This window comes from Pseudomonas fontis, from assembly GCF_028656955.1.
GTDB lineage: Bacteria > Pseudomonadota > Gammaproteobacteria > Pseudomonadales > Pseudomonadaceae > Aquipseudomonas > Aquipseudomonas fontis.
Window position 1 is genome coordinate 66363 of the sequence record NZ_JAMDGY010000076.1, and the last position, 20897, is coordinate 87259.

The following is a 20897-nucleotide window of genomic DNA, read 5'->3' on the forward strand; positions in this document are numbered from 1 at the left end:
AATATTCAAATGCCGGCAAACCTGGACTAGACTGCCAATCGGTTGGCAAGGTCGCGAACCGTTCATGCACTAATTAAGGATGATACCCTCCATGACCACGCCCTTGTGTTTACCTGCTGTTTATATGAGTGTCGAACTTTGCAGTTCGCTATCCCTTTGCGTGTGCCTTAGCCATCCATGAACACGCCGCCCAGTGTTTGCGAAAACTGCGCCAAGGCCTTGCCCACCGTAGCTTTCGCAACCCGGCCATAGGTAAAAAGAGGCGCGACCGCGGCCTCCAAGGATGCACTTCATGCAGACCCAGACAGGAAAAAAAATCCTGTTGGTCGAAGATCACCCGCTGGTTGCCGATGCCACGCGCGCGCTGTTGGTAAAAATGGACAGATCACTGGACATATACATTTGCGATACAGCCACCCATGCAATTGAAACGTTTCAACATAATAAGGATTGGTACCGGATATTGCTGGACATCAATGTTCCAAACGCCCGGGGTTTATCGTTAGTACGAACTTTCCATCGCTTCGGCATGGCCGACAAGTGTGCGGTGGTTACCGCGTTCAATAATCAACAGTGGAGCCAGGAGGTCAGCGCCCTGGGTTTGCTGGGGTATGTGGTCAAGGCGGCTAACCTGGAGGACTTCACCCAGGCGATGCAGCACATTTTGCAAGGACGTAAGACATTTCCGATCAACGAGTGCAACCAGGTGGTCAAGCCGGTGCGCCTGACCCGTCGCCAGCAGGAAATCCTGCAACTGCTGCATCGCGGCCTGGCATCCAAGGAGATCGCCGCCGAGCTGGGCTTGAGCCTGGGCACGGTAAACAACCATGTCACCGGCCTGATGCGCGTGCTGGATGTCACCAATCGCACCCACGCAGTTTCACGCGCCATGGACCTGGGGTACCTGCATGACTACAACAGCCCGCGCGCCGTCTGGCACTGAGGTGCTCGCCATGCCCGACGCGGGCATGCGGGTACTGCCCCGGCGGGTAGCCACCCACGTGACACTGGTGGTGGCGCTGCTCTTGCTGGTGCTCGGCAGCCTGGCCCTGCACCTGTTCAAGTCCAACCTGTTGGAGACATCCGAACCTGAGCTGCAACCCCAGACCCAGGCCGCGTACTCACGCCTGACTGCACCGCGCCGCTCACGCGAAAGCCGGCAAGCCGATGCACAGGCCGAAGGCGATCAGTTGTCTGCCCACGAGCCAGTACCACGGGCGATTGTCTTGCAGCCGTTCGAGCGTTTGCGCTGGCAACTGCTTGGCGCCCTGCCCCTGATCTGCCTGGCGGTATGGCTACTGGTCTGGTGGATGGCCCAACGCCTGTTTTTCCGGGTTGACCGTGAGATGCAGCAGTTGCAGCAGAACAATGCCACGTTAATCACCCAGCGCCGCCAGCTGGTCAGCCAGGCTGACCGCGATTGCCGCTTCTTCCAGGAGGCCTCGCACGACTTTCGCCAGCGCCTGCACGCCATGCAACTGCTGCTGCACACCTTGCAGAAAAGCGACCCGCGCGAAGGCCGGCAACTGGTGGCCAAGTCGCTTTACGTGGTGCTGAACCTGCAAAGCTATGTGCGCGACTTCCTTGAACTGGCGCGGCTCAAAGTCGACAACCAGCCCGTCAAGTGCCGGCCTCTGGAGGTGCAGCAGCTGTTCCAGGAGCTAGAGCTCGGCTACGAGGACATCGCCCTGGAGCGCCACATTGACCTGCGTTTTCGGGCGTCGGCGCTGCACCTGGCCAGTGATCACAAGCTCTTGCAGCGCATCCTCGAAAACCTGCTGGCCAATGCCTGCAAGTTTGCCCGCAGCCGTGTACTGGTTGCAGCACGCCCCTGTGGCAGCGGAATTGCCCTGGAAGTCTGGGACAACGGTCCGGGCATTGCCGAAGAAGACCGCCAGCGGATCTTCGATGCCTACTACCAAGCCACCCGCGCTTGCCCGGCCGCTGACCAGGGCGTCGGCCTGGGGCTGGCGATTGTCATGCGCCTGTGCGTGGTGCTGGGCCATGCAGTAAGTGTGCATACACGCCATGGCCTGACCCTGGTACGGGTCAATATCCCAGGCGGGGACTCAAGCGAAAAACCATGAGCTATTGCACCTGCCCCACCCGCCCCGGGCTTGTTAGCCTGCTGGTCGCGGGGCGCTTTTCCATTCTGCAACGGGATTTCCCATGACGTTGGACACCCTCGGTTTCTATTGCCGTGAAATCATCAAGCTGGCCACGCCGATTCTCGGTGTGCGCGTACTGCATATTGCCGTGAACGTGATTGGCATGCTGTTCATCGCCCGCCTCGGTCAAGCCGAAGTGGCCGCCGGCGCGCTGGTCACGGTGCTGAGCAACAGCATCCAGGTGATCGCCCTTTCACCCCTGCTGGCCACGGGTATCTGCATCAGCCGCCTGCTCGGCCAGGGTGAAAAAGCCGCAGTGGGCGTAGACCTGCGCCAAGGCCTGCTGATGAGCGTGGTGATCGGGCTGTTGGCCGCGCTGGCCTTTGTGCTGTTGCCCCTGCTGATGCCCCTGCTGGGCGAGCCGGAATCGCTACAACCGCTCACCGCCGAATATTTCCGGGCCATGGCCTGGGGCACCGTGCCGTTCCTGTGTAGCGCCTGCTGCCACCAACTGCTGTTCCCCATCGGCAAGGGCCGTGTGGTGTTGCTGTTCAGCCTGTTCAACCTGCTGGGCGTATTGCTGCTGGGCTATGGGCTGATTCACGGGCTGTGGGGCTTCCCGCAATTGGGCATGCGCGGCTGGGCCTATGCGGTGTCGTTCATGAACTGGCTGGTGCTGCTGCTGACCCTCAGTTACTTGCTGGCCGCCCGTGACCTCTGGCCCTATCGGCTGTTTGCCCGCAGCCAGCTGTGGGTACCGCAGCGCTTGAAAGCCTTCTTCACCCTGGGCATCCCGATCACCGTGCAATTCGCCAGCGAGCTACTGGCCTTCAGCGCAGTCAACATCATGGTCGGCTGGCTGGGGGTCGGCGCCCTGAGTGTTCAGCAGATCATCATTCAGTGCGCCACTGTCGCGCTGATGGTGCCCATGGGCGCCGGCCAGGCCAGTACGCTGCTGATCAGCCGCGCGGTCGGTCGCAGCGACTGGGCGGCCATACGCCAGATCGGCCTGGCCGCCACGGCGTTGGTCAGCGCCATCATGTTGGCCATCGCGCTGGTCTACCTGCTGCTGCCGCGCACGATCATCGATGCCTACCTGACACCCGACATGCCCGACTACCCGCACTTGCTCACCCTGGCCACCAGCATGCTGGCGATCGTCGCCTTCAGCCAGGGGTTCGACGCCTTGCGCAACCTGATGCTGGCAGCACTGCGAGGCCTGCCGGACATCTGGTTGCCGATGTGGCTGAACATGGCGTTGCTGTGGGTGTTCGGCTTGCCATTGTGCTACGTCCTGGCGTTTGTCTTTGACCAGGGCCAATGGGGCATCAACGCGGGCCTGCTGATCACCTTCACCCTGGGCGCCGTGCTGATGCTTCGGCGCTTCTACAGTCGTACCCGGGAGTGGCCTCAGGTACTGCAACCGGCAACATCTCGAACCTGACAGGAGCTCGGCCCATGCAGGACAGTGCGCAGTTGCGCTTGTGGATCTTCGGCTTTCAGATTTCCCAGGCCATCCATGTGGCGGCACGCCTGGGGCTGGCCGATCTACTCGAAGAGCACGCCCTCACGGTGGCCGCGCTGGCAGACCGCGCTGGTTGCAACCACGACGCCCTGCTGCGCTTGCTGCGGGCGTTGGCGGGTATCGGGTTGTTTGCAGAAACCCCGGAGGGGTTTGTCCATACGTCCATGTCGCGATTGCTGCGCCGCGATCACCCGCACTCGCAGTTTCTGGCCGCCTCGGTCTATGGCGCCGAACACTACGGCGCCTGGGGTGACCTGTGGCAGGCAATAGGCAGCGGCGAGGCGGTTTTCCAGCAACGTCATGGCCTCGATTACTACGACTATCTTGCGCATCGGGCCAAGGTGCCCGGGGTGTATCGCGACTACCAGGCCCGCGACGAGGCACTGCGCACTGTGGCCGTTCAGGCAGCCTATGACGGTTGTGCGTTCGATGGCTGGGTCGAGGTCGATGAGCCGAATGGCGAATGGGTGGCCAATGCCGATACCTATGTGTTGAGCCACCGCCTGCACCGCCTCGACGATGCCCCGGCGATTGCCGCGCTGACCCGGTGCCGCCAGGTGATGCACCCGGACAGCCGCCTGCTGGTCATCGAGTTGATGCTGCATGAGCAACCGGGTTTCGATCCAGGGCGCTGGATGGACCTCAACAGCCTGCTGCTCTGCGGTGGCCGCGAACGCAGCCAGGCCGGTTATGTGGCATTGGCCGAGCGGGCGGAGTTGCGCTTGCTCGGCACACGGCAACTCAGCACGGGCATGACCCTGCTGGAGTTTCGTCCAGCATGAGAGGTGAATGGATGCACCCACCCTACCGTATCGAACTGACGGCCATCGACCAGCTGCAGGCCAGTGAAGAAATCGACGAAAAGCACGCTCGCCAACTGGCGCGCAATATCAGTGCCCAGCAGGCCTGGCGCATTCCGCTGCCCATCGAGTGCGGCACGGGGCTGATCATGGACGGCAACCACCGCCTGTTCGCTGCACGCTTGCTCGGCTTGAGCCACCTGCCATGCGTGCTGCTCAGCTATGACGACCCACGGGTCAGCGTGCAGCACTGGCACAACGGCCTGGCCTTCGACCCTGGTTTGCTTCAAGGCATGCTGGGCACCGGCCGGCTGTTGCCCTACAAGACCACCCGGCATGCATTTGCCCCGGCATTGCCGCCCATCAATATCGCCCTGGCCGACTTGCGTCAGGCTGACTCTCAACGCCGTTGGCAAGGATGATCCCCATGGCTGCGCCCTCCCCTTGGCTGGTTCGACGCCCGGCGCCTGACGCCAGGGTTCGCCTGTTCTGCTTCAGCCATGCCGGTGGCAGCGCCACGGACTACCTGCCGTGGCACCCGAGCCTGGCGCCGGCCATCGAGCTGTGTGCCCTGCAACTACCTGGGCGTGGCTCGCGCATGGCCGAGCCCGCACTGGCTGAGATGCCTGCCGTGCTTGCGGGCCTTGCCGAGGCAATAGCGAGCAGTGATGACGGCCTGCCTTACGCATTTTTCGGCCATAGCCTGGGGGCCTTGCTGGCATTCGAAGTGACCCGGCTGCTGCGCGAACGCGGCATGCGCTTACCCATCCACCTTTTCGCCTCGGGCTGCAGTGCGCCGTCTACCTGTCGCCTGGAGCCGGCCTTGCACCTGTTGAGCGACAGTGAATTGCTGGCCCATCTGCAAACCTACAACGGCACCCCGAAAGCGCTGTTGGCCAACCAGGAACTACTTGGTTTGGTCCTGCCGACATTGCGCGCCGATTTCTCGTTGATCGGGCACTACGTCCATCAGCCGCAACCCGCCCTGGCGGTGGCGATTAGCGTTCTTGCCGGCCGCGACGACCCGCATGTACGCCCCGACGACCTGCTCGGCTGGTCCGAGCAAACCCACCTCGGCTGCGAGGTGCACTGGTATGACGGGGACCATTTCTTTATTCGCCCAAGGGCACAGGCCATCCAGCAGCACATCTTGCAAACGCTGGTGGGTAGCCACGTCTTCAGGAGGGAAACCCACCCATGGCCATGATCGAACTGCGTGGGGTCGGCCTGACCTTCGGCCAGAAGACCTGTTTCAGTGGGGTCGATGCCCGTATCGAATGGGGGCAGCGGATCGCCATTGTTGGCGACAACGGCAACGGCAAGTCGTCATTGCTGCGGTTGTTGCACGGCAGCCTTGCGCCCAGTGAAGGCGAGGTCCAGTTCAATGCTGGGCTGCGCATTGGCTACGTCGCCCAGGTGCTGGATGGCGACTCACCGCTCAGCGGTGGGCAACGGGTCAACCAGGCGATCAGCCAGGCGCTGGCCAACGACCCAGACTTGCTGTTGCTGGACGAACCTACCAACCACCTGGATATCGACAACCGCCGCTCCTTGTCGCGCATGTTGCAAAACTTCTACGGCACCCTGGTGCTGGTGACCCACGATTTGACCTTGATGAACCAGACCTGCGACACGCTCTGGCACATCGGCCATGGCCGACTGGAGGTATTCAATGGCACCTATGCCGACTACAGGGCCGAGCAGGCATTGCAGCGCGAGTCGCTGGAAAAGCAGATCGGCAGCCTCAAGCGTGCCCGGGAAGACGCTCACCAGGCCCTGATGCAGGAACAGGAACGCGCTGCCGGTGCGCGCAAGCGTGGGGTCAAGGCCATCCAGAACAGCAAATGGGCGACCATTCGCTCGCCGACCAAGCTCGGCCGGGGCAACACCACTGCCGGGCGCAAGCAGGCGCAGATCCTCGAGCAACAGCGCGAGCTGACCGACCAGTTGGCGCAGCAGCGCCCGGTGCAGGTGATTGTGCCGCGCTTCAACCTGCCGGCCGCCAGCCAGACCCGGCGAACGCTGGTGCAGATCAGCCAGGGCAGTATCGGCTATGGCGACGCGACGCTACTGGAAGGGATCGACCTGCACCTGGCCCAGGGCGAACGCCTGGCACTGGCCGGGCCCAATGGCAGCGGCAAGTCGACCCTGGCGCGGGCGATCATGGGGGATGAGCAGATCTGGCGACTCGGCGAGTGGGTTACACCGCCGCCTGAACAGGTCGGCTATGTCGATCAACACTACAGCACCCTGGCGCCTGGGTTGACGGTGTTGGCGGCATTGGCGAGCGTCGTGCCCGAATGGACGGTGGAGCAACAGCGCTCGCACCTGGCTGACTTTCTGTTTCGCCAGGGCAGCACGGTGCAGACGCGAGTTGCGCAGCTGTCGGGGGGGGAAAAGGCGCGATTATCGCTGGCCTGCATTGCGGCAAGGCCGCCGCAGTTGCTGATCCTTGATGAGTTGACCAACAACCTGGACCTGCGCATGCGTGAGCATGTACTGGAGGTTCTCACGGACTACCCCAACGCGATGCTGGTGATTTCCCATGACGAGGATTTTCTGGCGCAATTGGCGCTGGATGGCACATATGAATGCCGGCCGCCAGTTCGTTTGTAGCCGCTGCCGTAAGGCTGCGCTCGCCTGCAACGCAGGCGCCGCCTTTGGGAGCCCTAGCGGGCTCCAGCGCAGCCTATCGGCAGCGGCTACAAAAATTTGCCAACTAAACGGCAAAGAAAGCCTCAACGCAACTCGAAGCGCACCGGTGCCATGGTGCTGGTAAACCGGTTGGGCGCGTGATAATCCGCACTCACCGTCGACCCCAGCTCCTCGCCTATGTCCAGCGTCTCGGTAGCCGAAAAACGCCCCGGTACCACATGCGCGAAGGTCCCACTGGCCACTTCCTCACCATTGATCAGCAAGCGTCCAACACCACCCCCGCCCCACTCCTTGCTCTGCTGGGTGTATTCGAACGCCACCTCCACCTCACCCACCGGCAATGGCTCGGCAGCAGCCAACACGTCACTGTGCTTGCCAAAGAAGTTGTTCACGTAGACCAGGCGGTTGTCCTTCACATACAGGCTCCAGCCACCCGAACTGCCGCCTTGCGCGGCAATCACGCCCTCAACCCCACCCGCCGGCACAACAATCCGCGTGCTGATGCGGTGCGAACGACGCTTGGTATTCGGCGCACTGCCCTCGGGAATGCGCACCGTCCCCTGGTAAAAACTGAACTCGGTACGCCCACGGGTCAGCGACGGACGCAACGGGTCCAGTGCGCGCTCCACCCAGCGATCATCCAGCGGGTAGACCTGGTTCTCACGCGCCTGCTGGTCAAACAACGCCTGCAGCTCCTTGAGCTTCTCCGGGTACTTGTCTGCCAGATCGATCGACTGCGAGTAATCCGTGTTCAAGTCATACAGTTCCCAGCGGTCCTCCTCGAAGCCCTTGTTGCGATTGACCAGCTCCCACGGCAAGCCATGGCGCGCAGCGGCCAGCCAGCCATCGTGATAGATCGAGCGATTTCCGAACATTTCGAAGTACTGGGTTGTGTGGCGATCCGCCGCCTTGGCATCGTCCAGGCTGTACAGCAGGCTGACACCGTTGATGGGCTTTTGCTGCGCACCGTTGACCACCTCGGGGGTCTGCACGCCGATGGCTTCGTACAAGGTCGGCGCAATATCCACCACATGGGTGAACTGGCTACGCACGCCACCCGGCTGCTTGATGTGCGCAGGCCAGGAAATCACCATGCCGTTGCGCACCCCGCCCAGGTGCGAGCCAACCTGCTTCATCCACTGGAACGGGGTGTCGATGGCCCAGGCCCACGGCACCGCAAAGTGGTTCTCGTGCTTGGGCCCGCCGAGCTCATCAAGGACCGCCAACTGCCCTTCGACACTGTCGGGAATGCCGTTCTGGGTGGCCATGTTGTTCAGCGTGCCGATCATGCTGCCTTCCGCCGAGCCGCCATTGTCACCGGTGATGAAGATGATCAGGGTGTTGTCGCCATTGGGCATCTGCCGCGCCGCCGTCATCAGCCGCCCGGCCTCATGGTCGGTGTGATCGACAAAGCCTGCGTACACCTCCATCTGCCGCGCAAACAGCCGCTTCTGGTCAGCCGTCATCGAGTCCCAGGCCGGCAGCTCGGCCGGGCGTGGGGTCAGGCGGGCGTCGGCGGGGATGATCCCCAGGGCCTTCTGCTTGGCGAACGCCGCCTCGCGATAGGCATCCCAGCCAGCATCGAACTTGCCTTTGTATTTGTCGATGTAGGCCTGCGGCGCGTGGTGTGGCGCATGCGCAGCGCCCGGCGCCCAATAGATGAACCAGGGCTTGTCCGGCGCGACCGACGCCTGGGTATGGATGTAGTTGATCGCCCGATCAGCCAGGTCGCTGGTCAGGTGATAGCCCTGCTCCGGTCGCGTGGCCGGCTCGACCGGCTGGGTGTTCTGGTACAGCTGCGGCTCCCACTGGCTGGTCTCGCCACCGAGGAACCCGTAGAAATACTGGAAGCCCTTGCCCGTGGGCCAACGGTCGAACGGCCCGGCCGGGCTGGTTTCCCAGTCCGGGGTGTTGTGCCACTTACCGAACATGGCCGTACTGTAGCCGTTGTCCTTGAGCACTTCGGCAATGCTTGCGCTGTCTTGCGCCCATTGGCTGTTGTAGCCCGGATACCCCACCGCCAGCTCGGTGATCATGCCGTTGCCGACTTCATGGTGGTTGCGCCCGGTCAACAGCGCCGAGCGGGTTGGCGAGCACAGCGCCGTGGTATGGAAGCGGTTGTAGCGCAACCCTTCGTGCGCCAGCTGATCGAGCTGCGGCGTGTCGATCTGCCCGCCAAAGGTGCCGGTGCCGGCAAAGCCGATATCGTCCAGCAGCACCAGCAGCACATTGGGCGCGCCCTTGGGTGCCTTGAGCTGCGCAGGAAAGTCCGGGCGCGAGGTCTTGTAGGTGGTGTCGATGACCCCCTTGAAAGGCGTCGGCGCCAGGGGCAGCGTGGTGCTGTCGGCGGCCTGGGCGTGGGCCGCCTGCAGCGCCAGGGCCAGGAGCCCGAGGTGATGGGTTTTCATGCTGTGGTTCCTTGTTGTTGTACCGGTCTTCGAGGCTGCGCTCAGCCCAGTTGGCCGTCCTGGCGAAGCCACGCCTCGGAGCGGCGCAAGCCTTCCTCCAGGCTGACTTTCGGCTCGTAGCCCAATAGCCGACGGGCCTTGTCGATGGAAATGCCGCCCTTGCGGGAAAACATGTACATGGCATCGGGGCTTGCTTCGTTGCGCAGCTCGAACAATCTGTTCAGGCCCCAGACCACCCGCGTTACCGCGACGGCGAGCCACAGTGGCAGGCTGCGTGGGGCGCCACTGCGCCCGGCCCAGCGCCAATGATTGGAGAAAAATTCCCGGCAACTGACCGCGTCGGCACTGCCGATATGGAAGATCTGCCCGCGCGCCTGCGCGAGGCCAGCGGCCAGCATCACGCCGTCGAGCAGGTCATCCACATACACCGGGGTGAACTGGCCCGTGCCGCCGCTGGGCAGGATCAATGCGCCGGACTTGGCCAGCTTCAACGGCTCGCTCAACCAGGCGCGCGAGCCGGGCCCGTAGACATCGCCGGGGCGCACGATGGTGCAGTCGATCTCACCCGCTGCATGGGCGGCCAATACCAGGTGCTCGCTGGCACCTTTGGCAACGCCGTAGCGGTACTGCGTGCCGATCACCACATCGCAGCGCTCGTCGGCCTGGTCCGGGTAGTCCCAACCCAGCGCGGCAATCGATGAAAACTGCACGAAGCGCCGGGCGCCGCCGGCGATGGCGGCGTCCAGGCAATGGCGCACGCCGCGTACCGAAATATCCCGATAGAGCTTCCAGGGGGCGGCCAGCGACACCACGGCGGCGGTGTTGATGAACAACTCGCAACCGGCGGCATGCTGTTGCCACTGCTCGGGGCAGGCCAGGTTGCCGGCGATTACGTTGTTTGCAGGGTCGGCCTGCAGGTCCATGCCACGCACCTCGCAGCCCAGCGCCTGGTACCGCGCCAGCAGGGCGCGGCCAATGAAACCGCTGGCGCCGGTGATGAAAACCGAGCGCGGAATATCGGGCGTTTGGCCCTGGGTGCCGACAGGCATGGCAGTAGAGGTCATCGAGCGTTCCTGTTGAGGTGTCCGGATGGACGGGTTCTTGGCACCCTCATACTGCGGTGACGACAGGCACTACACTTGATAAAGTGCGCCAGCGGCTGGTGAATTCATGACAGGTTTGCCTGCTTCACCGTGCCTTGAGCCGCACCCCGATTCATATAAAAAGAAAAACCACCGATGACCTACTTGACCCGTGCCTCGGCGTTGCACCGTTTCGATGAATTCGCCATCAGCCAGAACCTCAACCCCTCCGCGCTGTTGCGTGAAGCCGGCTTGCCCGCCGATGTGCTGGAGCAACCGGACAACCTGATCGCCTACGAACGTTTTTCCCTGTTGGTCGAGCTCAGCGCCCAGGCCAGCAACAACCCGACCTTCGGCCTGCAGTTCGGCCTGTTCCAGGGCGTGGGGATCTTCGGTTCGCTGTTCTACCTGGCGCGCAATGCCGGCAGCGTGGGGGAAGCCTTGCTCGACCTGAGCCGCTACTTTCATGTGCACAACAATTTTGCCGAAGTGGTGCTGCACCGCATGGAAGAACATGCCCTGCTCTGCTACTCATCGCGCACCGAGACGCTTTCAGGCAACCGCCAGGTCAGCGAGCTGGTGGTGGGGGTCGGCCATCAACTGATGCGCACGCTGCTGGGTAGCCGCTGGCAGCCGACCACAGTGCTGTTCCAACATGCCCCGCTGGCCAGCCCGTCGGTGTATCGCCGGCTACTGGGCGTCGCGCCACGCTTCAACAGTGCCTACGACGCCTGGATGTTCGACGAAAAACTGCTGGCCACACCCTTGAGCGCCGCCGACAAGGCGCTGCACAAGTTGATGCAGCAGCACCTGGACAGCATGAGTGCGATGGGTCAGGAGGAATTGCCGGGCTATGTCCAGCGCCTGTTGCGCAGCCTGTTGCCTAGTGGCCGGGTGACGGTGGACTACATTGCCGATTTCATGAAGACCAGCCCGCGCTCCCTGCAACGACGCCTGGCCGAGGAAGGCACTTCGTTCCAGAAGCTGCTGGATGAGACGCGCCAGTCGATGACCTTGCGCTACCTGAAGGAGTCGGACATGAACCTGATCCAGCTCACCGAGATCCTCGGCTATTCCGATCAGAGCGCCTTCAGCCGGGCGTTCCAGCGCTGGTTTGGCAGCAGCCCGCGGGAGTGGATGAAACAGCACAATCTACGCCCGCAAGGCCGTATCCAGCGGCGCTGAAACGGCTTGCGTGCAAGTGCCCTGCGGTGTCCATTGCGAACGCACTGCAGGGCACCTTGGCGCAGGGCAATCGCCCGATCAGATTTCCCAGATCACGTTGACCGCCGCATAGCGGCCCGGCTGGGTCAGGCGACCCAGGCTGGTCGAATCGGTATCACGCCCCTGCACATCACCCCAGTTCCAGTACTTCTGGTCGGTGACGTTGAACAGGCCGCCGTTGACCGAGACTTCCTTGGTGATCTGCCACCAGCCGCTGAGGTCCAGCACACCATAGCCCGGGGTCTCGAACTGGCTGTTGATCAGCAGGTCGGCGTCGCCGCTGTGGTCGACACGGTCCTTGGCCTGCACCAAGGTCCAGGTCAGTTGGCCACCATAGATGCCGCTTGGCGCGTCGTAACCCAGGCCAAGCACGACCTTGAGCGGGTCGACGCTGTTGAGCGGCTGGCCGGTTTCTTCGTTCTTGCCGCGAGCGTAGGCAATCGAGCCCAGGGCGCGGGTGCCTTGCGGCATGAACGCGTCCAGCTTGATGTCGCCCTTGGCTTCAGCCCCACGAATGGTGACCTTGCCCAGGTTGAGCGGCTGGAAGGTCAGCAGGCCGGTGCCGTCTGGATCGGCCACGGTCTCGGTGGAGATGAAGTCCTTGTACTTGTTGTAGAACAGCGCCACGCCGAAGCTGCCCAGGTCGTAGCGACCGCGCAGGCCGAACTCGAAGCTGTTGCTGGTTTCCGGCTTCAGGTCCGGGTTGCCGATCTGCTGGTAGCCCTGCTGCGGGTTGCTGAACTCGCCGTACATGTTGACCGGGCTCGGCGCGCGGAAGCCGGCGGCGTACTGGCCATAGACGCTTTCATGCTCGGTCAGCTGGTAGGTGACCGCCATTTTTGGCGAGAAGTGGTCGTCGGTGATGCGCGACGGGTCGGTCTCCGACGGCAGGCCATTGAGGTAGCTGCTGGTGACGTGCGGGGTCTGGCGGAAGTAGTCGTAGCGCAGGCCCGGCATGAAGGTCCAGCGACCCATCTCGATGGTGTCCTGGACGAACAGACCGAGGGAATCGCTGGTCGGGTCGGGGAAGTCGCTGACCGGGAAGTTTTCCGGTGGCGGCACCGTTGCACCGGTGTCCAGGCGCACTTCGCGACCTTTACGCAGGTTGCTGGCTTCGATGCGTTTGACTTCGGCACCGTAGATCACGTGGTGACGGGTGTCGGCCAGTTCGAAGCTTTTGTCCAGCTGGGTGTTCAGGCTCCACAGGCGCTCTTCGTACTGCGAGTCACGCGAGCGGATGCGGTTGATGCCGGTGGTGGTGCGGCGCTGCTGCAGGGTTTTCTGGTTGTTGGTGCTTTCCTGGTAGTTGAGCTGCCACTTCAACTGGTCGGCCAGCAGGCTGCTCAGGCCCATCGTGTGTTCCAGGCTGAAGCGGTCGCGGTCAACGCTGTCCTTGGACTGCGAATCGAGGATCGCCGGGCTGGTAAAGGTCGCACGCGGGTTGATGTCGCTCAGCAGGTTGCTGTTGGCGTCGTCCTGGTAGCGCTCGTAGGTGAACTGCACGCGGTCGCCATCGGCGTAGTCCCAGCCCAGTTTCGCCAGCAGGTTCTCGGTGGTGTAGTCCAGCGGGTTGGCTTTCTCGCGCGAACTGCCGACACCGCCATTGCCACCCCAGGTATCGGTGGACTGCCCGTCACGACGCCCCAGGTGCAGCAGGCCGTCGAGCGTGCCGCTGCGACCGGCAAAGGTGGCGCTGCGCTGCCAGCTGTCGTCGCTGCCGTCGTAACCGGTCTTCAGGCGGGCATACAGATCATCGCCGTCTTCCAGGTAGTCGCCGGCATCCTTGGTCAGGAAGCTGATCGCCCCGCCGATGGCATCGCTGCCGTACAGCGACGACGCCGGGCCGCGCAGCACTTCGACCTGCTTGATGGTGTCGAGGTCGACGTAGGTGCCGCGCACGTCCTGGAACGGGCTGAAGAAGTTGCTTTGCGCAATGCGCACGCCATCGACCTGGGTCAGTACGCGGTTTTCACCAATACCCCGGATGGTCGCACCCGACAGGCCGAAACGGCTGCCAGTACCGCTGACCGACACGCCCGGCTCGTAACGCAGCACATCCTTGAGGTTCTTGGCGTTCTGCTGGTCGATCTCACGTTCGCTGTGGACCGATACGGTGCTCGGCACCTCCAGCAAGGTTTGCTCGGTCCGCGTGGCGGTCACGCTGACGGTATCGAACTGGGTCACCGGCTCGGCGGCCAGGGCCAGAGAAGGCGAGATCAGCAGCAACGCAAGCAAGGGGCGCTGGGCAAAGGGCGGGCGGATCGACATCTAACTTGACTCCAGAAGGCCAGACGACAGGCGCGCAGAGCATCTTGAGGTCGCGCTGAAGAATGACCGGGATGTGTTTGATTTTGTTATCAACCGACGGCTGGGCCCTTTCTGTGAAGGGTTGCTCAGCCAAGGCTCGGTCGGCAGCGTCAGCGAATCTAACGAGCTTGACTTACAAATGCAAATTATTACCATATGCATTCTTAATTATAAGAATTGCCGTGTATGAGCCGCCTTGCCAGCTACCTGACACTGTCCGTCCTGCTGCATTTTTGCGCGGGATGGCTGCTGCATGGGCTGGTCGCCAGGCCCGCAGCGTCGGCCACTCAACTGCCCACGGCGATCCAGATCGTTGACCTTGCACCGCTGCTGCAAAGCACGCCAACGCCGCCTGCCCGCCCCGTTGCTCCACCGCCGCCAGCGACGCCGAGCGTCACGCCCAAGGTGCCGGTCATGGCCAAGGCGGCTGCGCTGCTGCCGCCGCCGAGCGCCAAAGCGGCCAAGCCGAACGTCGCCAAGGCGCCTGCGCCGCCTCGCATCGAGCCCCCTGCCCGCCCGGTTGCCAGTGCCCCGGCCGTGCCTGCACCTGCTGTCAGCCGCCCGACACCAGAACGAATCGCCCAGGCCGCCACGGCGGCTGCGGTACAACAGCCGCTCACCCCCGTGGTCAGCCAGCGCCCCAATTTTGCCGCCCCGCCGCAACCGCCTCGCTACCCCTCGCAAGCCCGCCGACGCAACCAACACGGTATCGTGCGCGTCGAGGTATCGCTTGATGAGCGTGGTCAGCAGCTCAAGCTCGTCGTGACCCGTTCTTCTGGCGTCGAAAGCCTGGATGAGGCGGCGCTCGAGGCCGTGGGCAAATGGCGTTTTCGCCCCGAAATTGTCGATGGCCGGGCCGTACCCAGCCGCGTGGAAATACCAATAGAATTCGCCCTCACGGCGAACCGATGACCTGAAGGAGTTAACCATGACCGCCCCAATCAGCGCCCAGCCCACTGCCTCGAACCTCTACCAGCGCTGGCAGTTGCTGCGTCAGGAACAACCGGGCCTGCGCGCCCGTGATGCCGCTGCCAAGCTCGGCGTCAGCGAAGCCGAACTGACCGCCAGCCGCCTGGGCGTCGATGCCGTGCGCCTGCGCCCGGAATGGGCAGCACTGTTGCCGGCGCTCGGCGAGCTGGGCTACATCATGGCGCTGACCCGCAACGAACATTGCGTACACGAGCGCAAAGGGGTCTACCACGAGGTGACGATCATGGGCAGCGGCCAGATGGGCATGGTGCTGTCGCCAGACATCGACCTGCGCCTGTTCCTCAGCGGCTGGGCCAGCGTGTTTGCCGTGGATGAGGCGACTGCACGCGGGCCGCAGCGCAGCATTCAGGTGTTCGACCAGCAGGGCCTGGCCGTGCACAAGGTCTACCTCACTGACACCAGCGAAGCAGCCGCCTGGGCGCCGCTGGTCGAGCGTTTTCGCGCTGAAGCACAAACCGCCGAGCTGGAGCTCAAGCCACAGCCAGAAGCCAAGGCGCCGCGCCCTGACGCTGATGTCGATAGCGCCACCCTGCGCAGCGAGTGGTCGCAGCTCAAGGACACCCACGACTTCTTCGGCCTGCTGCGCCGCAACGATGTCGCGCGCACCCAGGCCCTGCGCCTGGCCGGCCACGAATGGGCCGAACAACTGGCCACGGTCGAGCTGACCAATGTCATCGAGGAAGCCGGCAAGCGCGAAGTGCCGATCATGGTGTTCGTGGGCAACAAGCATTGCATCCAGATCCACTCCGGCCCGGTCAGCAACTTGCGCTGGATGGATACCTGGTTCAACGTGCTCGACCCGGCGTTCAACCTGCACCTCAAGACCACCGGCGTGACCGAGCTGTGGCGCGTGCGCAAGCCAAGCGTTGACGGTATCGTCACCAGCTATGAAGGGTTCGATGCCGACGGCGAGCTGGTGATCCAGCTGTTCGGTGTACGTAAACCCGGTGTTCCGGAACGCAATGACTGGCGCGCACTGGCAGAAACTGCCAGCCGCATGACCGCCTGAGGAAATAGCCTGATGCGAATGAAAACCTTGCTGGCCTGCACCGGCCTGCTCCTCAGCCAGTTGGCCAGCGCCAGCGAACCCTTGCCGCAACGCTGGGTGAGTGCTGGTGGCGCCTTTACCGAATGGGTCGTGGCACTGGGCGGCGAAAGCAAGCTGGTGGGTGTCGACAGCACCAGCCAGTACCCGCGCTCCCTGCAAAAACTCCCAGGCGTCGGCTACCAGCGGGCGCTGGCGGCCGAAGGCATCCTGACGTTGAAGCCGGACATCCTCCTGGGCAGCAACGAGATGGGCCCACCACCAGTCATCGAGCAGCTCAAGGCGGCGGGTGTGCGCATTGAAATGCTCTCGGCCACCGCCGACATGCCGACGCTGCAACACAACCTGAACCAACTGGGCCAGTTGCTCGGCAAGCCGGCTGAAGCGCAACACCTGATGGACAGCTACAGCCAGCGCCTGAAAAACCAGGCAAACCTGGTCAGCCAGGCGCAGCAGCACAATGCTGCGCCACGGGCCCTGCTGCTGCTCAGCCACTCCGGTGGCAACCTGCAAGTGGCGGGCAAGGACACCCTGGCCGCGTGGATGATCCAGCAGGCCGGTGGCAACAGCCTGGTCGAGCACCTGGGCTACAAGCCGGTGTCCAACGAGGCGCTGCTGGCGCTGGACCCGCAGGTGATCATCTTCGCCGGTGGCCGCCTGCAGGGTGATGAAGCGCGCGCGGCACTGCTCACGCAGAACCCGGTGCTGGGGCAAACCAGTGCCGGGCGTGATGGGCGCATCGTGGTGATCGACCCGACCCTGCTGGTCGGTGGCCTTGGCCCGCGTGTACCGGATGCCCTGGCCGACCTGACCAAGGCCTTCTACCCGGATAGCCAGGTGCTGACGGCTGAGGCGAAGCAATGACGGCGATTGTCCGGCCGCGGCCGATGCTGCTGACCCTGGCGTTGCTGTTGGTATTGATTGTCTGGCTGTCCCTGGCCCTTGGCCCGGTCAGCCTGCCACTGCGTGAAACCCTGCTGGCCGGGTTGCGCCTGCTCGGGCTGTCGATTGATGGTGACAACACCCAGCAGGCGGAGCTGATCCTCGGTCAGATCCGCCTGCCGCGTACCTTGCTCGGGATTGCCGTGGGCGCCGTTCTTGCCCTTTCCGGTGTGGCCATGCAGGGGTTGTTCCGCAACCCGCTGGCTGATCCGGGGCTGGTCGGCGTGTCGGGCGGTGCCGCGTTGGGCGCCGCCATCGCCATCGTCGGTGGTAGCATGCTCGGCGGGATGGCGCCGGCCATTGAACCGTACGTGCTGTCGGCGTGCGCGTTCAGCGGCGGCTTGATCGTCACGGCGGTGGTCTACCGCTTTGGCCGCAGCAATGGCCAGACCAATGTCGCGACCATGCTGCTGGCCGGGGTCGCCTTGACCGCAATGGCCGGTGCCGGGGTTGGCCTGTTCACCTACCTGGCCGATGACGCCACGCTGCGCACCCTGACCTTCTGGAACCTGGGCAGCCTCAATGGCGCCAGTTACCAGCGCCTGTGGCCGTTGCTGATCGTCACCGTGGGTGTGGCGCTGTGGTTGCCACGCCGGGCAGCGGCGCTCAATGCCATGCTGCTGGGTGAGTCGGAAGCCCGCCACCTGGGCTTCGACATCGAGCGGATCAAGCTGGAGCTGGTGTTATGCACCGCCCTTGGGGTTGGCGCGGCAGTGGCGGCGGCCGGCTTGATCGGCTTTATCGGCCTGGTCGTGCCGCACCTGATGCGCCTGCTGGTCGGGCCTGATCACCGCGTGCTGTTGCCGGCCTCGTTGCTGGCGGGTGCGGGGCTGCTGCTGTTGGCAGACCTGATCGCGCGCCTGTTGCTGGCTCCGGCGGAACTGCCCATCGGTATTGTCACGGCACTGATTGGTGCGCCGTTCTTCCTCTTCTTGCTGGTTCGGGGGCGCTCCTGATGCTACGGGCAAACAACCTGGCAGTACGGCGCGGCCCGCGTACCGTGTTGTCGAACATCGACATTCAGTTGCAGCCGGGGCAAGTGCTCGGTGTGCTGGGCCCCAACGGCGCCGGCAAGAGCACCCTGCTCGCCGCCTTGTGCGGCGAGCTGGCGGTCAGCGAAGGCAGCGTCAGCCTGGAAGGCCGTGCCCTCGCCGACTGGCCGGGGCAGGACCGTGCTAAACGCCTGGCGGTGCTGCCGCAGAGTTCGAGCCTGAACTTCGCCTTTTCGGTCAACGAGGTGGTGGGCATGGGGCGTTTGCCCTATGCCACGGGGCGCGTTCGCGATGCCGAGATCGTCGCCGAGGCGCTGCGCGCCGCCGATGCCTTGCACCTGGCCGGGCGCAGCTACCTGGCCTTGTCTGGCGGTGAACGCCAGCGCGTGCACCTGGCGCGAGTACTCGCCCAGCTGTGGCCGGGTGCCGAGGGGCAGACGCTGTTGCTCGACGAGCCGACGTCCATGCTCGACCCCCTGCACCAGCACACCATCCTGCAAGCGGTGCGCGACTTTGCCGAGCGCGGCGCTGCCGTGATGGTGATCCTCCACGACCTCAACCTGGCAGCACGCTATTGCGACCAGTTGCTGCTGTTGCAGGAGGGCCTGCCGCATGCCTACGGCCCACCCGCAGAGGTGCTGACGGCCGAAGCGCTGGCGGCGGTGTATGGGCTGGAAGTGTTGATCCAGCAGCACCCGGAACGTGGCCATCCGCTGATTATCGCTCGCTGAAAACGCCCCCCTGCTCACCTATGGGCGGGGGGTATCTGAACAACAAGGAATTCCCATGCGCTTTCTGATGCTGTGCCTGGTCGGCCTGTTGACCGCCTGCCAATCCCACACCGTGTTGCCCCCGCCTGCGCCGATCGCCCCGCAAGGGCGCGATCACGCCGACCTCGGGGTGATCCGCGAACTGGCGACCGGCCGCACCCTGACCCCGCAACAGCTGGTCGAGCGCCTTGCCGTTGCGCCGCGCGTGCTGGTCGGTGAGCAACACGACAACCCGGACCACCACGCCGTGCAACTGTGGCTGCTGCGTGAACTGGCCGTACAGCGGCCGCAGGGCAGCCTGCTGCTGGAAATGCTCAACCCGAACCAGCAGGCCGGTGTCGATGCCGCGCAAGCAGCCACCCGCGCCGGCCAGCCACCGGCCGACCTGTTCAAGGCGCTTGCCTGGCAGGCCAACTGGGACTGGGGATTGTATGGTGCGCTGGTGACCTACGCGGTGCGTCAGCCATACCCGTTGCTGTCGGCCAACCTGGACCGTGCGCAGATCATGCAGATCTACAAGCAGCGCCCGGTACTCGAAGGCAAGGCCTCGACCACGCAACAGGTGCAAGCCACCTTGCTGGAAGATATTCGCGAGTCGCATTGCAATATGCTGCCCGACTCGCAGATGCCAGCCATGCTGGCGGTACAGCAGCAGCGTGACCGGCGCATGGCCGAGCGCCTGTTGGCGGCGCCTACCCCGGCGGTATTGCTGGCCGGTGCCTTCCATGTGCGCAAGGACCTGGGCGTGCCGCTGCACCTGGCCGACCTGGGCAAGCCTGACGGCAATGCCGTGCTGATCCTCGCCGAGGTGGGTAAAACGGTCAGCGCCGAGCGTGCCGACTACGTGTGGTACACCGCCGCCCAGCCCGAGCAGGACCACTGCGCCAAGCTGCGCCGTTAAGCATTGCAGCTGGCCACGTTATTCGCGTGGCCAGCCGGGCTCAAACCTCTGTTTTCTCATCCCCTGCCGGCCTCGACCCGGCGTTGTCCACCCAGGCCCAGAACAGCTCGTACCCCACTGCCAGCATAACCGGGCCGATAAACAGCCCGATGATGCCGTTGCTGACCATCCCCCCCAGTGCACCAATCAGCACCACCGGCATCGGCACATTCACCCCGCGCCCCAGCAGCATGGGCTTGAGTACGTTGTCCGACATGCCCGCCAGCAGGCTGTAGATGGTGAACACGATGGTGCTCACCGAGGCGCCTTCAGTGGCAAACACATAGCCCACCACCGGCAAGGTGATCAGCAGCACCGGCAACTGCATGATGCCGATCAGCAGCACCAGCAATGCCAGCAGCCCGGCCCCGGGTATGCCCATCACCACGAAGCCCACGCCCACCAGCAGCATCTGCACGAAGGCGATGCCGACCACACCCTGGGCCACCGCACGAATGGTCGCCGTGCACAGCGCGGCAATCGATGGCCCACGGTCCGGGCCGGAGATGCGCGTGGCGATGCGCTTTGCACTGGTATGGCCGTTGTCGCCGTAGGCCATGAACACCCCGGCAATCACCAGCGCCCCTAGGAAGGTCAGGAAGCCCGCCCCGACCCCCGCCAACTTGCCGAGCAAGGTCAGGCCGACGTCACGCACATGCGGCAGCATGTTGTGGATCAGTTGCGTGAGGTTATCCGAAGCCTGCTGCCAGAAGTCATACAGCCATTGCCCGATCAGCGGCCAGCCGGCGACGCTTTCGGTGGGTGGCGGTATGCGCAGGTCGCCGTTCTTGACCATCTCCAGGGCATTCTTCACCGACTCGGCCATCGACATGCCCAGCAGGTAGATCGGCACCATCAGCAAGGCCAGGGCCACGACGATGATCAAGGTGGCCACATAGCCGTCACGCAGCCCGAGTTTTTCCTTGATCCGGGTGTGCAGCGGGTACAGCGTGACGCCGAGGATCAGCGCCCAGATCATCAGGTTGAGGAACGGATGGAAGATTTCGTAGCAACTGATCACCAGTACCAGGATCAGCCCGGCACGAATGAACACATCCAGCAGGCTGCGGCTGAGTATTCCATTTTGCGGGAGTGGCTGCATGGTGCCG

Annotated in this window: 18 protein-coding genes; 14 read left to right on the plus strand and 4 right to left on the minus strand. The window is 63.8% G+C overall.

What is annotated here, in order from left to right; genetic code table 11:
• Positions 1 to 292: 292 nt before the first annotated feature.
• The 7 genes from M5G11_RS21140 to M5G11_RS21170 all read left to right on the plus strand — a co-directional run bounded on the left by M5G11_RS21140 (position 293) and on the right by M5G11_RS21170 (position 7049).
• Positions 293 to 943, plus strand: coding sequence for a response regulator transcription factor (locus tag M5G11_RS21140; protein WP_273908869.1), 651 nt, complete (start codon positions 293 to 295; stop codon positions 941 to 943).
• Complete coding sequence (locus tag M5G11_RS21145) at positions 909 to 2087, plus strand: sensor histidine kinase (RefSeq protein WP_273908870.1); 1179 nt, start codon at positions 909 to 911, stop codon at positions 2085 to 2087. The genes M5G11_RS21140 and M5G11_RS21145 overlap by 35 nt, the downstream gene beginning before the upstream one ends.
• 82 nt (positions 2088 to 2169) lie before the next feature.
• The gene (locus tag M5G11_RS21150) at positions 2170 to 3552 is read left to right on the plus strand and encodes an MATE family efflux transporter (protein WP_273908871.1); all 1383 of its coding nucleotides are present in this window, start codon (positions 2170 to 2172) and stop codon (positions 3550 to 3552) included.
• A gap of 14 nt (positions 3553 to 3566) precedes the next feature.
• Complete coding sequence (locus tag M5G11_RS21155) at positions 3567 to 4415, plus strand: methyltransferase family protein (protein ID WP_273908872.1); 849 nt, start codon at positions 3567 to 3569, stop codon at positions 4413 to 4415.
• Positions 4412 to 4855, plus strand: a complete 444-nt coding sequence (locus M5G11_RS21160) for a ParB N-terminal domain-containing protein (protein WP_273925347.1) — start codon at positions 4412 to 4414, stop codon at positions 4853 to 4855. The genes M5G11_RS21155 and M5G11_RS21160 overlap by 4 nt, the downstream gene beginning before the upstream one ends.
• Positions 4856 to 4860: 5 nt before the next feature.
• Complete coding sequence (locus M5G11_RS21165) at positions 4861 to 5640, plus strand: thioesterase II family protein (RefSeq protein ID WP_273908874.1); 780 nt, start codon at positions 4861 to 4863, stop codon at positions 5638 to 5640.
• Positions 5631 to 7049 (plus strand): ABC-F family ATP-binding cassette domain-containing protein, encoded by a 1419-nt coding sequence (locus M5G11_RS21170; RefSeq protein WP_273908875.1) that lies wholly within the window; start codon positions 5631 to 5633, stop codon positions 7047 to 7049. The genes M5G11_RS21165 and M5G11_RS21170 overlap by 10 nt, the downstream gene beginning before the upstream one ends.
• Before the next feature lie 122 nt (positions 7050 to 7171).
• On the opposite strand, the gene M5G11_RS21175 is transcribed toward M5G11_RS21170, so the two are convergent.
• Positions 7172 to 9496: an arylsulfatase gene (locus M5G11_RS21175; protein WP_273908876.1), complete on the minus strand. Its 2325-nt coding sequence runs from the start codon at positions 9494 to 9496 to the stop codon at positions 7172 to 7174.
• Between the two features lie 41 nt (positions 9497 to 9537).
• Positions 9538 to 10560 (minus strand): NAD-dependent epimerase/dehydratase family protein, encoded by a 1023-nt coding sequence (locus M5G11_RS21180; RefSeq protein ID WP_273908877.1) that lies wholly within the window; start codon positions 10558 to 10560, stop codon positions 9538 to 9540.
• A 174-nt stretch (positions 10561 to 10734) separates the two neighbouring features.
• Here M5G11_RS21180 and M5G11_RS21185 point away from each other — a divergent pair, with 174 nt between their 5' ends.
• Entirely contained in the window at positions 10735 to 11763 is a 1029-nt protein-coding gene (locus tag M5G11_RS21185) for an AraC family transcriptional regulator (RefSeq protein ID WP_273908878.1), read from the plus strand.
• A 78-nt stretch (positions 11764 to 11841) separates the two neighbouring features.
• Here the strand turns inward: M5G11_RS21185 and M5G11_RS21190 are convergent, their stop codons facing one another.
• A complete protein-coding gene (locus tag M5G11_RS21190) occupies positions 11842 to 14070 on the minus strand; it encodes a TonB-dependent hemoglobin/transferrin/lactoferrin family receptor (protein ID WP_273908879.1) in 2229 nt (742 codons plus the stop codon).
• A gap of 225 nt (positions 14071 to 14295) precedes the next feature.
• Here M5G11_RS21190 and M5G11_RS21195 point away from each other — a divergent pair, with 225 nt between their 5' ends.
• The 6 genes from M5G11_RS21195 to M5G11_RS21220 are packed head-to-tail and all read left to right on the plus strand — an operon-like array spanning position 14296 to position 19749.
• Positions 14296 to 15021 (plus strand): energy transducer TonB, encoded by a 726-nt coding sequence (locus tag M5G11_RS21195; protein ID WP_273908880.1) that lies wholly within the window; start codon positions 14296 to 14298, stop codon positions 15019 to 15021.
• A gap of 16 nt (positions 15022 to 15037) precedes the next feature.
• Positions 15038 to 16108, plus strand: coding sequence for a hemin-degrading factor (locus tag M5G11_RS21200; protein ID WP_273908881.1), 1071 nt, complete (start codon positions 15038 to 15040; stop codon positions 16106 to 16108).
• 12 nt (positions 16109 to 16120) lie between these two features.
• A complete protein-coding gene (locus tag M5G11_RS21205; protein WP_273908882.1) occupies positions 16121 to 17008 on the plus strand; it encodes a heme/hemin ABC transporter substrate-binding protein in 888 nt (295 codons plus the stop codon).
• Positions 17005 to 18042 carry a FecCD family ABC transporter permease gene (locus M5G11_RS21210; protein ID WP_273908883.1) on the plus strand — a complete coding sequence of 346 codons (1038 nt, stop codon included), beginning with the start codon at positions 17005 to 17007 and terminating at the stop codon, positions 18040 to 18042. Before M5G11_RS21205 ends, M5G11_RS21210 begins: the two co-directional genes overlap by 4 nt.
• Positions 18042 to 18809 (plus strand): heme ABC transporter ATP-binding protein, encoded by a 768-nt coding sequence (locus tag M5G11_RS21215; RefSeq protein WP_273908884.1) that lies wholly within the window; start codon positions 18042 to 18044, stop codon positions 18807 to 18809. Before M5G11_RS21210 ends, M5G11_RS21215 begins: the two co-directional genes overlap by 1 nt.
• Positions 18810 to 18864: 55 nt before the next feature.
• Positions 18865 to 19749 (plus strand): ChaN family lipoprotein, encoded by an 885-nt coding sequence (locus M5G11_RS21220; protein ID WP_273908885.1) that lies wholly within the window; start codon positions 18865 to 18867, stop codon positions 19747 to 19749.
• Positions 19750 to 19789: 40 nt separating this feature from the next.
• Here the strand turns inward: M5G11_RS21220 and M5G11_RS21225 are convergent, their stop codons facing one another.
• On the minus strand, positions 19790 to 20890 hold the full coding sequence (locus tag M5G11_RS21225; RefSeq protein ID WP_273908886.1) for an AI-2E family transporter: 1101 nt from the start codon (positions 20888 to 20890) through the stop codon (positions 19790 to 19792).
• Between the last annotated feature and the right edge of the window lie 7 nt (positions 20891 to 20897).

Excerpts from the sequence above, each read along its gene's own strand:
- M5G11_RS21140 (WP_273908869.1), top strand. The coding sequence starts at position 293 with ATGCAGACCCAGACAGGAAAAAAAATCCTGTTGGTCGAAGATCACCCG.
- M5G11_RS21145 (WP_273908870.1), top strand. The coding sequence starts at position 909 with ATGACTACAACAGCCCGCGCGCCGTCTGGCACTGAGGTGCTCGCCATG.
- M5G11_RS21150 (WP_273908871.1), top strand. The coding sequence starts at position 2,170 with ATGACGTTGGACACCCTCGGTTTCTATTGCCGTGAAATCATCAAGCTG.
- M5G11_RS21155 (WP_273908872.1), top strand. The coding sequence starts at position 3,567 with ATGCAGGACAGTGCGCAGTTGCGCTTGTGGATCTTCGGCTTTCAGATT.
- M5G11_RS21160 (WP_273925347.1), top strand. The coding sequence starts at position 4,412 with ATGAGAGGTGAATGGATGCACCCACCCTACCGTATCGAACTGACGGCC.
- M5G11_RS21165 (WP_273908874.1), top strand. The coding sequence starts at position 4,861 with ATGGCTGCGCCCTCCCCTTGGCTGGTTCGACGCCCGGCGCCTGACGCC.
- M5G11_RS21170 (WP_273908875.1), top strand. The coding sequence starts at position 5,631 with ATGGCCATGATCGAACTGCGTGGGGTCGGCCTGACCTTCGGCCAGAAG.
- M5G11_RS21175 (WP_273908876.1), bottom strand. The coding sequence starts at position 9,496 with ATGAAAACCCATCACCTCGGGCTCCTGGCCCTGGCGCTGCAGGCGGCC.
- M5G11_RS21180 (WP_273908877.1), bottom strand. The coding sequence starts at position 10,560 with ATGACCTCTACTGCCATGCCTGTCGGCACCCAGGGCCAAACGCCCGAT.
- M5G11_RS21185 (WP_273908878.1), top strand. The coding sequence starts at position 10,735 with ATGACCTACTTGACCCGTGCCTCGGCGTTGCACCGTTTCGATGAATTC.
- M5G11_RS21190 (WP_273908879.1), bottom strand. The coding sequence starts at position 14,070 with ATGTCGATCCGCCCGCCCTTTGCCCAGCGCCCCTTGCTTGCGTTGCTG.
- M5G11_RS21195 (WP_273908880.1), top strand. The coding sequence starts at position 14,296 with ATGAGCCGCCTTGCCAGCTACCTGACACTGTCCGTCCTGCTGCATTTT.
- M5G11_RS21200 (WP_273908881.1), top strand. The coding sequence starts at position 15,038 with ATGACCGCCCCAATCAGCGCCCAGCCCACTGCCTCGAACCTCTACCAG.
- M5G11_RS21205 (WP_273908882.1), top strand. The coding sequence starts at position 16,121 with ATGCGAATGAAAACCTTGCTGGCCTGCACCGGCCTGCTCCTCAGCCAG.
- M5G11_RS21210 (WP_273908883.1), top strand. The coding sequence starts at position 17,005 with ATGACGGCGATTGTCCGGCCGCGGCCGATGCTGCTGACCCTGGCGTTG.
- M5G11_RS21215 (WP_273908884.1), top strand. The coding sequence starts at position 18,042 with ATGCTACGGGCAAACAACCTGGCAGTACGGCGCGGCCCGCGTACCGTG.
- M5G11_RS21220 (WP_273908885.1), top strand. The coding sequence starts at position 18,865 with ATGCGCTTTCTGATGCTGTGCCTGGTCGGCCTGTTGACCGCCTGCCAA.
- M5G11_RS21225 (WP_273908886.1), bottom strand. The coding sequence starts at position 20,890 with ATGCAGCCACTCCCGCAAAATGGAATACTCAGCCGCAGCCTGCTGGAT.